This is a genomic window from Polynucleobacter sphagniphilus (genome assembly GCF_029892205.1).
In the GTDB taxonomy this organism is placed as follows: Bacteria; Pseudomonadota; Gammaproteobacteria; order Burkholderiales; family Burkholderiaceae; genus Polynucleobacter; species Polynucleobacter sphagniphilus.
In genome coordinates, this window is the sequence record NZ_JARXVX010000001.1 from 307,829 (window position 1) to 322,410 (window position 14,582).

The window sequence follows — 14,582 nt, forward strand, 5'->3', positions numbered from 1 at the left end:
ATTAGGTAAAGCTTTGGCCAAGGTAAAAACGATTTACATCTGCCAGTCCTGCGGTGGCACCTCTGCTAAGTGGCAGGGACAATGTCCCTCTTGCCAGGCCTGGAACACGATGGAAGAGGGTTTGCCGGAGGTAAGTGCCAACTCGCGTTTTCAGGGATTGGCCCAAGCACTACCAAGACAAAAACTATCTGCCATTACGGCAGAAGACTTGCCTCGCTTTTCTACAGGCGTTGAGGAGTTTGACCGCGTATTGGGCGGTGGTCTCGTTCCCGGTGGAGTAGTCTTGTTGGGCGGGGATCCTGGTATCGGCAAATCAACTTTGCTATTGCAAGCTCTGGCTGAGATGAGTTCTGCAGGTATGAATGTGCTTTATAGCAGCGGCGAAGAATCAGCAGCCCAAATTGCGCTGCGAGCAAAGCGGATTGCACTCGACGCACCTCAGCTAGAGGTGCTTGCAGAAATTCAGCTCGAAAAGTTGCTCTCCATTATGGATACCGTTAAGCCTCAGGTATTGGTGGTGGATTCGATTCAGACCTTGTATTCAGAGGTGCTGAGCTCAGCGCCAGGATCGGTTGCTCAGGTTCGTGAGTGTGCCGCACAACTTACCCGAGCAGCTAAGTCGAGTGGTATTTGCGTATTAATGGTTGGCCACGTCACAAAAGACGGTCATTTAGCTGGGCCGCGTGTGCTTGAGCACATTGTTGATACTGTTTTGTATTTTGAGGGTGACACCCATTCTTCATTCCGTTTAGTTCGCTCCATTAAGAATCGCTTTGGAGCCGTCAATGAACTTGGCGTTTTTGCAATGACAGAGAAGGGTTTGCGCGGTGTTGCCAATCCTTCAGCAATCTTTTTATCCCAGCATGCTGAAATGGTCCCTGGCGCTTGCGTTCTTGTGACCCAAGAGGGTAGTCGCCCCTTGTTGGTGGAGATTCAGGCTTTAGTGGATACTGCCCACATTCCCAATCCAAGAAGGTTGGCGGTTGGACTTGAGCAGCATCGTTTAGCCATGTTGCTGGCGGTATTGCATCGTCATGCTGGCGTTGCGTGTTTTGATCAAGATGTCTTTTTAAACGCCGTAGGTGGTGTGAAGATTTCTGAGCCAGCAGCTGACTTAGCAGTGTTGCTGGCGATTCAATCGTCGATACGTAATCGCGCACTGCCAAAAGAACTCATTGTGTTTGGTGAGGTTGGCCTAGCTGGAGAAATTCGTCCATGCCCTCGTGGTCAAGAGCGCCTTAAAGAAGCGGCAAAACTTGGGTTTACGGTGGCGATTATTCCGAAGGCGAATATGCCGAAATCTAAAATTCCTGGTTTGCGTGTGATTCCAGTTGAGCGGATTGATCAAGCCATTGCCGCTGCTGCCGAGCTAAGTTAACTTCTAATGCAGATCTTCCGCCTGAATTAAGAGAACTTGCTCTTCGCCGGCAGAAACCTCCATCCAGATGACTGGGATTTGTGGAAAGGCATTTTTGAAGTTCTCATATTCATTGCCAATTTCAAGAAGGAGTGCGCCGCGTTCAGTGAGGTAGTCAGGTGCGGCGGCAATGATGCGTCTAATCAAATCCATGCCATCTTCACCACCGGCTAGTGCAAGCTCAGGCTCTGCGTGATATTCAGCAGGCAAAGTATTCATCGAGCTGGCATTCACATAAGGAGGATTGCAAATAATTAAATCAAAGCGATTGTCATCATTCGCTTCAGGCAAGGCATCCCACAGATCGCCATCTAATAAATCAATCTGGGAGCTAAGACCATGGCGATCTAGATTGCGTGATGCAACCGCCAGCGCAGGAAGACTAATATCACATGCGGTTACCTGAATATCTGGGCAGCTTAACGCTAGCAAAATCGCCAGTGAGCCATTACCAGTGCAAAGATCAAGCGCCTTGCCATCGGCGGGTAACCAGGGTTCTAAGGAGCCATCGGTAATCAGTTCGGCAATCCAAGAGCGCGGCACAATGCTTTGCTCACTGCAGAAAAAGGGAACGCCCATTAACCAGGCTTCACCCAGAATGTAGGCAAGTGGTTTGCGCGTTTGAATCCGCTCCTGGGTGATTTCCAATGCTTTAGCTTGATCTGTTTCGCTGATCAAGTCATTCAAGTGATCAAGTGCCTCTGCAGGGCTCATATCCAGTTGCTTGCTAACTAGCCACAAGGCTTCGCTGCGAGCATCGATAGCGCCATGACCGTAGTGCAAATCAGCAGCTTCTAACTGCTGTGTAATATGATCAATAAATTGGTTAATGCTGATTACTTGGGCAGGCTCAGGGTCCATGATGGATTAGTTAGATTTGAGGAAATTAAGCAACAAGTTGCTCAAGGGTCTTGCGATAAATATTTTTCAAGGGTTCGATGTCATCAACAATGACGCTCTCATCAATCTTGTGACTCGTGGCATTGAGTGGGCCGAATTCAACTACTTCTTTGCAGATCTTGGCAATAAAGCGACCATCACTGGTGCCGCCAGTAGTTGATAGCTCAGTATCAATTTCTGTTTCAGTTTTGATGGCATAGCGCAGAGCATTAGCCAGGGCACCATCCCCAGTAATAAATGGGTTACCACTTAAAGACCATTCGATTTCAAACTCAACCCCCGCAGCCTTCAGTATTTGCTCTAAGCGTTCGCGTAATTGCTCAGGCTTACTCTCGGTAGAAAATCGAAAGTTGAAATCAATGGCAAGTTCGCCTGGAATCACGTTGTTGGCACCAGTACCAGCGTGAATGTTGGAGATCTGAAAACTAGTCGGCTGAAAATATTCATTACCTTTATCCCACTCGGTCTCTACCAGATTCTGAATAGCAGGCGCTGCTAGGTGAATTGGGTTTTTTCCAAGATGTGGGTAGGCAATATGCGCCTGAATTCCTTTGATCTTGAGCTTGCCAGATAGGGAGCCGCGACGACCATTCTTAATCATATCGCCCAAGTAATTTACAGAGGTTGGCTCACCAACGACACAGTAGTCAAGCCGCTGACCGTGTTTTGCAAGACGTTCACACATGATGACAGTGCCGTCGTGTGCAGGCCCTTCTTCATCGCTGGTAATTAAAAAGGCGATGGAACCTTGGTGGTCGGGGTGTTTGACAACGAATTCCTCTGCGGCAACTACAAAGGCTGCGAGAGAGGTTTTCATATCAGCGGCACCACGACCATATAAGTAGCCATCACGAATACTTGGCTCGAAAGGATCGCTGGTCCATTTTTCCAGTGGGCCAGTTGGAACAACATCAGTGTGTCCTGCGAAGAGAAGAACCTTCCCCTGATCGCCAGACTTACCTTTTTTGATTGCCCACAAATTAGTTACTTGGAATGATTCTGGTCCACTGACCACGCTCTCAGTATGAAAGCCGATCGCTTTGAGGCGATCGGCAATCAATTCTTGGCAGCCGCCATCTACTGGCGTAACAGAACGACAGGAGATGAGGGCTTGAGTTAGCTCAAGAGTGGCGCTCATAAAAAGTCTTAGTCGCGGAGTAATTCATTGATGGCAGTTTTTGCTCTGGTTTGAGCATCCACTTTCTTCACAATGATTGCGGCATAAAGACTGTACTTGCCGCAAGCAGATGGCAGTGAGCCAGGAACCACTACGGAGCCAGCAGGAACGCGGCCGTAATGAACCTCGCCAGTTTCGCGATCGTAAATTTTGGTACTTTGACCAATGTAGACACCCATTGAAAGCACAGCGTTTTCTTCGATAACAACCCCTTCAACAACCTCGGAACGAGCCCCGATAAAGCAGTTATCTTCAATAATGACTGGACCAGCTTGGATCGGCTCTAAAACGCCGCCAATGCCTACGCCACCAGAAAGGTGTACGTTTTTACCAATTTGAGCGCAAGAACCCACGGTCGCCCAGGTATCAACCATCGTACCTTCGCCTACATAAGCACCAATATTGACATAGGAGGGCATTAAAACAGCATTTTTGCCAATAAAGGAGCCGCGACGGGCTACTGCAGGAGGTACTACGCGAAATCCACCTTTGGCGAAGTCCTCAGCAGTGTAGTTTTCAAACTTGCTTGGAACCTTGTCATAGAACTGGGTAAATCCACCCGCGGACATTGGTTTGTTGTCTTCAAGGCGGAATGAAAGCAAAACAGCTTTCTTGACCCACTGATTGACTTCCCATTTGCCAACGCTTTGGCGTTCAGCCACGCGAATCGTGCCTGAATTAAGGCCTTCAAGTACCGCATTGACTGCATTGCGGATTTCCGCTGGGGCAGCCTCTGGAGAGAGGTTTGCGCGGTTTTCCCAGGCTTGTTCGATGATGCTTTGTGGTGATTGGCTCATGCTTTTTAGTTAACTATCAGATTGTTAAGGGATTTTGACCCTGAAGGTAGATTTATCATTATATCGGTGGGGCAAAATCCCGTCCGAGAAGCCCTAAGCTTGCTATCATCTTCCAACTTAAGTTTTAAATAAATTACCTCCTTTCTGACCCTTTTTCCCTACAAAGTCCGCCGTGCAACTGAAATCCATCAAACTTTCCGGCTTTAAGTCTTTCGTTGACCCAACCCATTTTGAGATGCCAGGCCAATTAATTGGCGTAGTTGGTCCAAATGGTTGTGGAAAATCAAACATCATTGACGCTGTTCGTTGGGTCTTGGGTGAATCCCGCGCCAGCGAACTGCGCGGCGAATCCATGCAAGATGTCATCTTTAATGGTTCTGGATTGCGTAAACCTTCAGGGCGTGCCAGTGTTGAATTGATTTTTGATAATTCAGACGGTCGGGCACAAGGGCAGTGGGGTGCATTTACCGAATTAGGGGTCAAGCGCGTTTTGACTCGTGATGGCAACTCTAGTTACTACGTTAACAACCAAGTAGTGCGTCGTAAAGATATTCAAGATATTTTTCTGGGCACTGGTATGGGCCCGAGAGGTTATGCCATTATTGGTCAAGGCACCATTAATCGTATCTTGGAATCTAAGCCTGAAGAATTGCGCGTCTTCTTGGAAGAGGCCGCTGGTGTTTCAAAATACAAAGAGCGTCGCAAAGAAACTGCTTCACGCTTGGAAGATACCAAAGAGAATTTAGTTCGTGTAGAAGATATTTTGCGCGAGCTTGAGCAGCAACTCAATCGCTTAGAAAAACAAGCTACCGTAGCAGAGCGTCATGCCGAACTTTCAGCGCAGATGAAGTCGCAACAACAGCTCTTGTGGTTCGTGCGTCAAACTGAGGCAGGTAAGGAGCAAGAGCGTCATGCCAATGGTATACGTGATACTCAGGTGAGCCTTGAAGAGCAAACCGCCAAGCTACGTCATGCCGAGGCTGAATTAGAAACCATGCGTACTCATCAGTACGCGTTGCAGGACAAAGTATCACAGGCCCAGGGCGATCTCTACCAAACCAATTCTGATGTAAGTCAAGTCGAGTCTCAGATTCATTATGTGCAAGAGGCACGTCAGCGCTTACAACAGCAAACCCAGGATTTACAGGCGCAGCTCCAACGTTGGACAGTGCAAGAGCAGGATGCAGCGCAAGCACAGCGTTCTGCTGAACACGAGTTAAGTCTGGCTGTAGAAAAGGAAGAGTCTTTGCTTGCTGATTTGGCCGGCTTGCAAGAGCAAATGCCTGGAAGCGAAGAGATGTATCAAGTCAATATGCGTGAGTTAAATGAAGCACGCAATCATTTGGCTTCGATTGATCAAAGATTGGCTAGCTTAGGCGAGCGCACTCGCTCTTTGAGTGCGCAGCTGGATGAATTAAAGGGTCGCGAAACCCGTCTGAATGGTGAGTTAGGCGGTATGCGTAAGCCCGATGCGGAAGCCTTGCAAATGGCGCTTGATCGTCATGCAATGGCTCAACGTAAAGTCGAAGAGACGCGTAACCGTGCGATTGAAACCCAACAGCGCGTTCCAGCGGCTGATGAGGCGCGCAGTACTGCCCAGCAACAAATTCAATCTGCTAATCAAGATTTGGCTCAAACAGAAGCCAAATTGACAGCCTTAACCGCTTTGCAGGCCAGCGTGCAAGCACAAGGCAAGATTGGTCCTTGGTTAGAAAGTAAAGGTCTTAAAGAAAGTAAGCGCCTTTGGCAAGAGTTAAAGGTAGAGAGTGGCTGGGAAGCCGCTCTGGAGTCAGTTCTGCGTGAACGCTTGGCAGCCATTACTGCTAAGAGCGTTCAGGAAACGTTAGCACTTGCACAAGAGGCGCCACCAAGTCGCTTGGCTATTTTGCTCACCGATGAAATTATCCCCGCACATACCGCGATACCCGCTAACTTCATAGCGTTGCTTACTCGCGTACAAAGTGCAGGTGCGCCTGGAGTGGCTGCTGTATTAGAAGAGTGGCTTGACAATGTTTATATTGCTGACAGCATAGAAGATGCTTTAAACCGTCGTGAAAAATTACCAGCCGGCGGTGCCTTGGTAACTCAGCAAGGTCACTTAATCAGTCGGGTTGGTGTTCAGCTCTATGCAGCTGATTCTGAGCAAGCTGGCATGTTGGCGCGCGCTCAAGAAATGGAAAGTCTTGAGAAGCAATTACGGGCACAACGATTAATGCAAAGTGAATTGCAAGGTGAGCTGGATCAATGCGTCGCCAATTATCAAGCTGCCCATCAAGCGGCGGAACAAGCTCGTATCGCCGCTGAACAAGCTGTGCAAGAAGCGCATGGCTTTGAAGTTGAAAGAATGCAGTTAACTCAGGCTGAAGAGCAATATAGTCAGCGCGCCACGCAAATTCAAGGTGAGTTGGGTGAGCTACGTGAGCAAATGGAACAGCTTGGCGTAAACCAAGAGCAGTCTGCTGCTGAATTGATTCAAACCGAAGAGACTAAGCAAGCTTGTGGAGAAGGTCTGGCGATTGCTCAAGAAAAATTAGAGCAGGCCAGCCAAGAGCGTGATCATTTACGCGAATCTCTGCGTATTGCTGAGATGGCAGCACAAGAAGCAGCCTTTACGACTCGCTCCCTGCAGCAACGCATCGCTGATTTGCAGCGCGATCAAAGTACTGCACGTACTCAGATCATGGAGATTCAGGATAAGCATGCTTTGGCCGAGCAAGAGCTTGAAACTTTGAGCGATGTTGAGGCGCAAGAAAAATTACAGGGTTTATTGGTTACCCGCAGTGAGCGTGAAGGTTTGCTTGCGAATGCCCGTACGGAACAAGATGCTTTATTGCATCAACTGCGTGAAGCTGATGAAGTGCGTATGCAAATAGAGCGTAGCTTGCAGCCCATGCGCGATAAGGTGGTTGATTTGCAATTGCGCGAACAGGCTGCTCGTTTGAACTTTGAACAGTTCGCAACCTTGCTGGCAGATGCAGAGGCCGATTTAATTGCGCTTGAGGCCAGCTTCAGTGCTGACCTCAAGGTGGGTGCATTGCAGACTGAAGTAAATCGCTTAACGAGTGAAATTCAATCGCTCGGACCAGTCAATATGGCAGCCTTGGATGAATTGGCTAGCTCACGTGAGCGCAAGCAATTCCTCGATGCGCAATCAGCTGACTTAAATGAGGCCATGCAAACCTTGACGGATGCCATTGCTAAGATTGATGCTGAGACACGTGACTTATTGCAAGGCACATTTGATCAAGTAAATGGTCATTTTGGACGGCTATTTCCTGAGTTATTCGGTGGCGGTCATGCTGAATTGGTAATGACCGGGGAAGAGATCTTGGATGCGGGTGTTCAGGTAATGGCTCAGCCGCCTGGCAAGAAAAACAGCTCTATCTACCTGCTTTCCGGTGGAGAAAAAGCCTTGACTGCCATTGCCTTAGTTTTCTCATTATTCCTTTTGAATCCAGCCCCATTCTGCTTGCTTGACGAGGTTGATGCACCATTAGATGATGCGAATACCTTGCGTTACGCGCAAATGGTTGCCAAAATGTCAGATAAGACCCAGTTTGTATTTATCTCGCACAACAAGATCACTATGGAAATTGCTCATCAATTAATCGGTGTGACCATGCAGGAACAGGGCGTATCTCGAATTGTGGCTGTCGACATTTCCTCTGCGGTGTCGATGGTGGAGGCTGCCTAAGTGAATTTAGAGCAAATCATGACAAGCCTTGGATTGTCTGAATTGCAATTTGCTTTGGGGGTCATTGGCCTCCTGATATTGCTGTTCGTGCTCATATTAAATATTTACTATGCTCACGCCCGTCGTAAAGCGGGCTCTCAAAGGGATCTTGCACTCGATGAGCTTTTTGTAGCAAGAGAGCCCAGTTTGAATGCGGGTTTTGCACAGGCAGCAAATCAAGAGCGTGTAGAACCTTCATTGGGTGAGTCAACAAGCAATACGCCACCCGCAACGATTTTTACAATTGATCCTCGTATTGATTGTGTGATTACCTTGCGCTTTGATGAGCCTATTAGTGGCGTAGAGCTTTTATCTGAAATAGAGGCTTTGTCAGATGAAGGGGGTGCGCCACACTTACCTTGGATCTGCGAAGGTTTAAATGCGGATGATGGTGCACCTGAGGATTGGGAGCAATTAAAAGCAGATGCAAGCTACGCCGAATTACAGCTTGCGATGCAGCTAGCTAATCGACGTGGTCCGATTGGAGTGCTCGAGTTATCCGATTTTTGCTCCCGCGCGCAAGCACTTGCAGAAACTCTAGGGTCACAAATTGATATGCCTAGCGTGAGCGCTATGCTGGAGAGTGCCAAGGAGTTAGATGTATTGGCTGCTGAAAGTGATATTCAATTAAGTATCAATGTGGTGTTTGATCAGCCACTTCGATGGGCGAACTTTGATGCTCTTATGCGTCAACGTAGTTTCCAATTGGCGCGAAATGGAAGGCAATACGATTTTTTCAGCAATGGTAGTCTTATTTTTAATAGTGCTGATGTGGATCCTAATAAACCCGTTGCTCAAGTAACCCTCTTATTGGAGGTGCCCTTGGTAAGTCATGAAGAACGTGCCTTTGAGAGAATGTTAAGTGAGGGCGTAGAGATTGCGCAGGCTGTTCATGGCCGGCTAGTGGATGACAACGGCATCAATTTAACTGAAAACACTGTCATCACTATTCGTCAGCATTTAGACATCCTCTATGCCAATCTTGAGAAGGGTGGCATTGCTGCTGGCTCTTCTACTGCCAATAGACTTTTTAGTTAAGGACCACCCTGTTGTCCTCAAGTTCGCCAAATTTAGCGGAGCGCTACGCTTTTTTACAAGGTGAGTTAGCCCGTCTAGAGCATGCTTACTACGTGCTCGATAACCCCCTATTGCCTGATAGTGAATATGATCGCTTGTATCGTGAGATGCTCGAGATTGAAGCAGTTCACCCAGAGTGGGTAAGTCCCCAATCCTTATCCCAGCGTGTTGGTGGAGTCGCCTTAAAAGAATTCGATACCGTTGTGCATGTAGTGCCCATGTTGTCGCTCAATAATGCCTTTGAGGATGCAGAGTTAATTGCCTTTGATCGCCGTTGTCGTGAAGGATTGCATGTAGATCACGTGACGTTTGCTGGAGAATTGAAGTTTGATGGCTTGGCGATTTCATTGCGTTATGAGGATGGAGTCTTGGTCCGCGCTGCAACTCGTGGTGATGGGGCAAGTGGTGAAGATGTAACGGCTAATATCAAAACGATCCGTGCAATTCCGCTTCAGTTGCTTGGCAAAAATATTCCGAAAGTCCTTGAGGTGCGCGGTGAGGTCTTCATGTATCTCAAAGATTTTGAGAAGATGAATCAACAAGCAGCAGCTCTGGGGGAAAAGGAGTTTGCCAATCCTCGTAATGCTGCAGCAGGCAGCTTGCGCCAGTTGGATTCTAAAATCACCGCTAAGAGACCCCTGTCTTTTTTCGCCTATGGCCTGGGTGCATTAGAACCCCAGTCTTGGCTACCAAGTACGCATGAGCAGTTATTAAATGCATATGTCCGGCTTGGTTTACCTGTATGTCCAGAGCGGCGGCTATTGCATTCGGTGGCAGAAATTCTGGATTTTTATAACGAGATTGGCGCTAAGCGCGATTCACTCCCCTATGACATTGACGGCGTTGTCTATAAGGTGAATTCTTTTGCAGAGCAAGCTAAGTTGGGCTTTGTTTCAAGGGCACCTCGTTTTGCTTTGGCTCACAAATATCCAGCCCAAGAAGCCTTGACAACTGTTTTGGGAATTGATGTTCAGGTTGGTCGCACCGGTGCAATTACCCCAGTAGCGCGTTTAGCCCCCGTTGAGGTTGGCGGCGTCACTGTTACTAATGCCACCTTGCATAATGAAGATGAGGTGAAGCGCAAAGATGTCCGTATTGGTGATACGGTTTCGGTTAGGCGTGCAGGGGATGTCATTCCTGAGGTTGTTTCGGTAGTTAAAGAGCGTAGACCGGTAAATGCCCAGCAATTTGTCATGCCAGTTCGTTGTCCGGTATGTGATTCTCATATCGAACGTTTGAGTGATGAGGCAGTGGCTCGTTGCAGTGGCGGCCTCTTTTGTGCAGCCCAGCGCAAGCAAGCCTTAATTCATTTTGCACATCGTAGGGCGATGGACATTGAAGGTCTCGGCGAAAAAATAGTGGATCAATTAGTTGACCTCAATTTAGTCAGAACTCCAGCAGACTTATATCGACTTGGCTTTACCGCCTTAGCTAATCTTGAGCGTATGGGTGATAAGTCTGCAGACAATCTCATGCAAGCAATAAATCAATCCAGAAACACGACCTTAGCTAGATTTATCTTTGCCTTGGGCATTCGCCATGTGGGTGAGACGACTGCTAAAGACTTGGCCAATCATTATGGCTCTATGCACTCCTTAATGGATGCTTCTCTGGAAGACCTTCTCACAGTCAAGGATGTCGGTCCTGTAGTAGCTGATTCCATTACCAGTTTTATGCAAGAAGCCCATAACCGTGAGGTAATTGAGCAGTTGCTTTTCTCGGGTATGCAACTTTCAGTGGAAGAAAAAATCTTCAGCGCAGCTGTTTCTGGAAAAACCTTTGTACTGACAGGCACATTCCCAACTATGACGCGCGATGAGGCAAAGGATCTCTTAGAAAAGGCTGGCGCCAAGGTAGCGGGATCTGTCTCTAAAAAGACCGATTTTGTTGTAGCGGGCTCTGATGCTGGTAGCAAGTTAATTAAAGCAGAAGAGCTTGGTGTGCCCATCATTGATGAAGCTGCCATGCTTGAGTTGTTAAGCTAGAGCCGCTCTAGGAGTCTTAAGCTACCAAAGCCTCTAAGAGTTCAGTCTCAAGCTGTATTTGTAATTTCGGATTTTTACTCAGATTCACAGCGTCTAATAGCAATACGTCCTCTACGCGCTCACCTAGGGTATTAATGCGCGCAGTGTGAAGTGAAATGTGGTGTTTCGCCAGCACTCTGGAAATTGCATATAACAAACCAGTGCGATCACTAGCAGAAATCGACAATGAGTAATAGCGACCCCGATCATCAGGAGTCATGTGGACTCGAGGCTGAATTGGGAAGGTGCGAGATTGCCTGGAGAGACGACCCATACTTGCATTGGCGAGCGGTTCAGCGTTCGTAAGAGCTTCGGTAAGCTCGTACTCAACTAACTGAATGAGGTCACGATATCCACCACCTTCGCTTACTAAATTACCGCCTGATATCTGGAAAGTATCCAGTGCATAACCACTATTGGTTGTGTGAACTCGGGCATCCCAAATGGAGAAGCCGTGACGCTCAAAGTAGGCGCAAATGCGTGAGAATAAATCCTCTTGGTCTTTGACATAGACGGCAACTTGTAGGCCTTCGCCTATGGGTGAGAGGCGCGCACGTACGACTGGTTTATCACTATCGACTTTATTAAACAGATGGCGTGTCAGCCAGGCGATGTCTGCTGAATCCTGGCGCAAGAAAAATCCAACATCCAATTGCTTCCAAAAATTTTCATAAGCAGAATCTTCGATGCCATAGAGGCGCAATTTGGTTCTGGATTCTTCTTGGCGCTGAGCAAACTCAGAGGAGGCATCTGGTTTAGCACCGCCAAGCACTCTGAGTGTCGCTCGATATAAATCTTCGAGTAATTTGCCTTTCCAGGCATTCCATACTTTTGGACTGGTTCCCCTGACATCAGCAACAGTGAGTAGGTAGAGTGCGGTTAAATGACGCTCATCCCCAACCTTCTTGGCAAATGCCCTAACAACATCTGGGTCAGTAATGTCTTGCTTTTGAGCAACCTGACTCATTTGTAGATGTTCAGCAACCAACCAGATTAACAATTCTGTATCGGCCTTGTCTAGGCCATGCTCTTTAGCAAACTTACGGGTATCGGCTTTTCCGAGAAGGGAGTGATCACCACCGCGTCCTTTTGCGATATCGTGAAAAAGAGCGGCAATCACTAGCAGCCATGGTTTCTCAAAGTGCGCAATCAGGCGACTGCAAAAAGGAAATTCATGTGCATGTTCAACCACCATAAAGCGCCGTACGTTGCGTAACACCATCAGTATGTGTTGATCAACGGTATACACATGGAACAAGTCATGTTGCATCTGACCGACAATTTTTCTGAAGGCTGGTAAGTAACGCCCCAGCACACTAGTGCGATTCATTAGCTGAAAAGCTCGGCTCACACCCTCTGGTTGCTTTAAGAGCTCAATGAAGAGTTTCCGATTGCTAGGATTATTACGCCACTGCGCATTCATTCTGTGGCGTGCGTTATACAGGGCTCTGAAAATTGTGGCTGACAAGCCCTTGACGCTGGAAGTTTGTGAAAAGACTAAAAAGGTGCGCAGGATTTGATCGGGATCTTTTTCATAGAGCTGCGGATCTTTAATATCAAGTACGCCTTGGCGTTCAATGAAATGTTCATTTCCTTCGCCTGGTATGGGGTAAGTGGTTTTGGATTCTTTAGGAAAAAGCAGTGCCTCAATATTTTGTAAGAGCACATCATTGAGCTGGGTTACCGCTTTTGCAGCCCAGTAGTAGCGCCGCATAATGGCTTCACTAGCAAGGCGTGAAGAGTTCTCTTTGATACCCATAGCTGCCGCTAAGCCTGCTTGCAAATCAAATACAAGTACATCCTGTCTACGGCCCGCTAACAGATGCAGGTTAGCGCGCAAGGTTTCCAGGAAGCGTTGATTGCGCGTGAGCTCTTTAAGTTCATGCTCAGTAATCAAGCCTTCTAGATTTAAGTCTTTAAATGTATTCCCTAAATGCGCAGCTTTACTTACCCAGGAGATCACCTGAAGATCACGCAGGCCGCCGGGGCTTTCTTTGCAGTTGGGCTCCAGTGAGTAGGGGGTGCTTTGATATTTGTAATGACGCTGTATTTGCTCTGCTAACTTTGCCTGAAAGAATGCTTTCGGGTCGAGTGTTTTTGCAAACGCAGATTCAAATTCTTTAAATAAGATTTTTTTGCCACAAATTAGGCGTGACTCCAGCATGGCAGTGCGCACAGTAATATCCTGTTCTGATTCAGAAATGCACTCCGATACAGATCGAACGGATGAGCCAATTTCAAGGCCAGTATCCCAGCATTTAGCTATAAAGGATTCGATCTTGGTGGCTAAAATTTCTTCAAAGAGTTTTTTATCACTAGGAACCAAAATCAGAATATCGATATCGGAGTAGGGGAATAGGCTGCCTCTACCAAACCCACCTACAGCAATCAGTGCGGCCTGATTATTCAAGCCACATGTATCCCACAGGCTAATCAGTAATTGATCGCTTAATTTTGTTAAGGTCTTTGCTAGCCTACCAACAGATTGTGTTTTACGAAATTGGGCATACGCTTGCTCGCGTGCAGCTCGTAGCTGGGCAATATCCGTAATGTGATTGGCTTGTGTTGCGGCTTGCATTGCCTAAGCGATGACAGGCGTAGGTCGGAAGGATAAGCCTTTGACGCAATCGGGTGGGGGATTGCTGCCCTCTGACCAAGTAAGCACCTCAACGCCAGTTGCCGTAACTAAAAGTGTGTGTTCCCATTGCGCCGAGAGGCTACGATCCTTAGTTTTCACGGTCCATTGATCTGGCATGGTGCGAATTTCGCGGCGACCAGCATTAATCATTGGCTCAATCGTGAAAGTCATACCTTCAACCAATTTCTCGCCCGTGCCGGCGCGACCATAGTGAAGAATTTGTGGATCTTGGTGAAACACCTTGCCAATGCCATGACCACAATATTCTCTGACGATGGAGTAGCCCGCATTTTCAGCATGTCTTTGAATCACATAACCAATGTCACCCAATGTAGCCCCAGGTTTCACTTGGGCGATGCCAAGCCAGAGGCATTCGAATGTAATTTGAGTCAGGCGCTTGGCTAAAACTGAAACATCGCCAACCATAAACATGCGGCTGGTATCGCCGTAATAGCCATCTTGGGTAATTACGGTGATATCTAGGTTTACGACATCACCCGATTTGAGGACTTTTCCCCCGGGAATGCCATGACAGATGACATCGTTTACGGATGTGCAAATGGATGCTGGAAATGGGGGGTATCCAGGGGGTTGGTAATTTAATGGGGCAGGGATGGTTTTTTGGACGTCACGCATATATTCGTGGCAAATCCGATCAAGCTCACCGGTGCTCACCCCAGGCTTTACATGGGGGGTCACATGGTCCAAGACCTCGCTGGCTAAGCGGCCAGCCTCACGCATCCCTAAGATGTCTTTTTCGGCAGTAAATACACTATTCATGCCTTGATTATCAACGACTTGACGAATTTTAGTTACCCA

The 14,582-nt window shown here is 47.7% G+C and carries 9 protein-coding genes; 4 read left to right on the forward strand and 5 right to left on the reverse strand.

Annotation, left to right across the window (positions count from 1 at the left end):
- The first annotated feature begins 13 nt into the window (after nucleotides 1-13).
- Nucleotides 14-1,378 carry a DNA repair protein RadA gene (gene radA, locus M2125_RS01615; protein ID WP_076022924.1) on the forward strand — a complete coding sequence of 455 codons (1,365 nt, stop codon included), beginning with the start codon at nucleotides 14-16 and terminating at the stop codon, nucleotides 1,376-1,378.
- A gap of 3 nt (nucleotides 1,379-1,381) precedes the next feature.
- Here radA and prmB read toward each other — a convergent pair whose 3' ends face one another.
- The 3 genes from prmB to dapD are packed head-to-tail and all read right to left on the reverse strand — an operon-like array spanning nucleotide 1,382 to nucleotide 4,291.
- Nucleotides 1,382-2,278, reverse strand: coding sequence for a 50S ribosomal protein L3 N(5)-glutamine methyltransferase (gene prmB / locus M2125_RS01620; RefSeq protein ID WP_076022925.1), 897 nt, complete (start codon nucleotides 2,276-2,278; stop codon nucleotides 1,382-1,384).
- 25 nt (nucleotides 2,279-2,303) lie between these two features.
- Nucleotides 2,304-3,455, reverse strand: a complete 1,152-nt coding sequence (gene dapE / locus M2125_RS01625) for a succinyl-diaminopimelate desuccinylase (protein ID WP_076022926.1) — start codon at nucleotides 3,453-3,455, stop codon at nucleotides 2,304-2,306.
- Nucleotides 3,456-3,463: 8 nt separating this feature from the next.
- Nucleotides 3,464-4,291 carry a 2,3,4,5-tetrahydropyridine-2,6-dicarboxylate N-succinyltransferase gene (gene dapD, locus M2125_RS01630; protein ID WP_076022927.1) on the reverse strand — a complete coding sequence of 276 codons (828 nt, stop codon included), beginning with the start codon at nucleotides 4,289-4,291 and terminating at the stop codon, nucleotides 3,464-3,466.
- 172 nt (nucleotides 4,292-4,463) lie between these two features.
- Between dapD and smc the strand changes: the two genes are divergently transcribed.
- From smc to ligA, 3 genes are read left to right on the forward strand one after another with little or no spacing between them, the layout of a single operon-like run.
- Nucleotides 4,464-7,985, forward strand: coding sequence for a chromosome segregation protein SMC (gene smc, locus M2125_RS01635; RefSeq protein ID WP_076022928.1), 3,522 nt, complete (start codon nucleotides 4,464-4,466; stop codon nucleotides 7,983-7,985).
- Between the two features lie 18 nt (nucleotides 7,986-8,003).
- Nucleotides 8,004-9,062, forward strand: coding sequence for a cell division protein ZipA C-terminal FtsZ-binding domain-containing protein (locus M2125_RS01640; RefSeq protein ID WP_280742377.1), 1,059 nt, complete (start codon nucleotides 8,004-8,006; stop codon nucleotides 9,060-9,062).
- An 11-nt stretch (nucleotides 9,063-9,073) separates the two neighbouring features.
- Nucleotides 9,074-11,086 (forward strand): NAD-dependent DNA ligase LigA, encoded by a 2,013-nt coding sequence (gene ligA / locus M2125_RS01645; protein ID WP_076022929.1) that lies wholly within the window; start codon nucleotides 9,074-9,076, stop codon nucleotides 11,084-11,086.
- A 16-nt stretch (nucleotides 11,087-11,102) separates the two neighbouring features.
- Here the strand turns inward: ligA and M2125_RS01650 are convergent, their stop codons facing one another.
- Together M2125_RS01650 and map are read right to left on the reverse strand one after the other, a co-directional pair.
- The gene (locus M2125_RS01650; RefSeq protein WP_076022930.1) at nucleotides 11,103-13,703 is read right to left on the reverse strand and encodes a [protein-PII] uridylyltransferase; all 2,601 of its coding nucleotides are present in this window, start codon (nucleotides 13,701-13,703) and stop codon (nucleotides 11,103-11,105) included.
- Between the two features lie 3 nt (nucleotides 13,704-13,706).
- Nucleotides 13,707-14,543: a type I methionyl aminopeptidase gene (map, locus tag M2125_RS01655; protein ID WP_076022931.1), complete on the reverse strand. Its 837-nt coding sequence runs from the start codon at nucleotides 14,541-14,543 to the stop codon at nucleotides 13,707-13,709.
- Nucleotides 14,544-14,582: the final 39 nt, after the last annotated feature.

Bases quoted from the DNA above. Each gene is read 5' to 3' on its own strand.
- prmB (WP_076022925.1), bottom strand. From the start codon at position 2,278: ATGGACCCTGAGCCTGCCCAAGTAATCAGCATTAACCAATTTATTGAT.
- M2125_RS01650 (WP_076022930.1), bottom strand. From the start codon at position 13,703: ATGCAAGCCGCAACACAAGCCAATCACATTACGGATATTGCCCAGCTA.
- dapD (WP_076022927.1), bottom strand. From the start codon at position 4,291: ATGAGCCAATCACCACAAAGCATCATCGAACAAGCCTGGGAAAACCGC.
- dapE (WP_076022926.1), bottom strand. From the start codon at position 3,455: ATGAGCGCCACTCTTGAGCTAACTCAAGCCCTCATCTCCTGTCGTTCT.
- M2125_RS01640 (WP_280742377.1), top strand. From the start codon at position 8,004: ATGACAAGCCTTGGATTGTCTGAATTGCAATTTGCTTTGGGGGTCATT.
- map (WP_076022931.1), bottom strand. From the start codon at position 14,543: ATGAATAGTGTATTTACTGCCGAAAAAGACATCTTAGGGATGCGTGAG.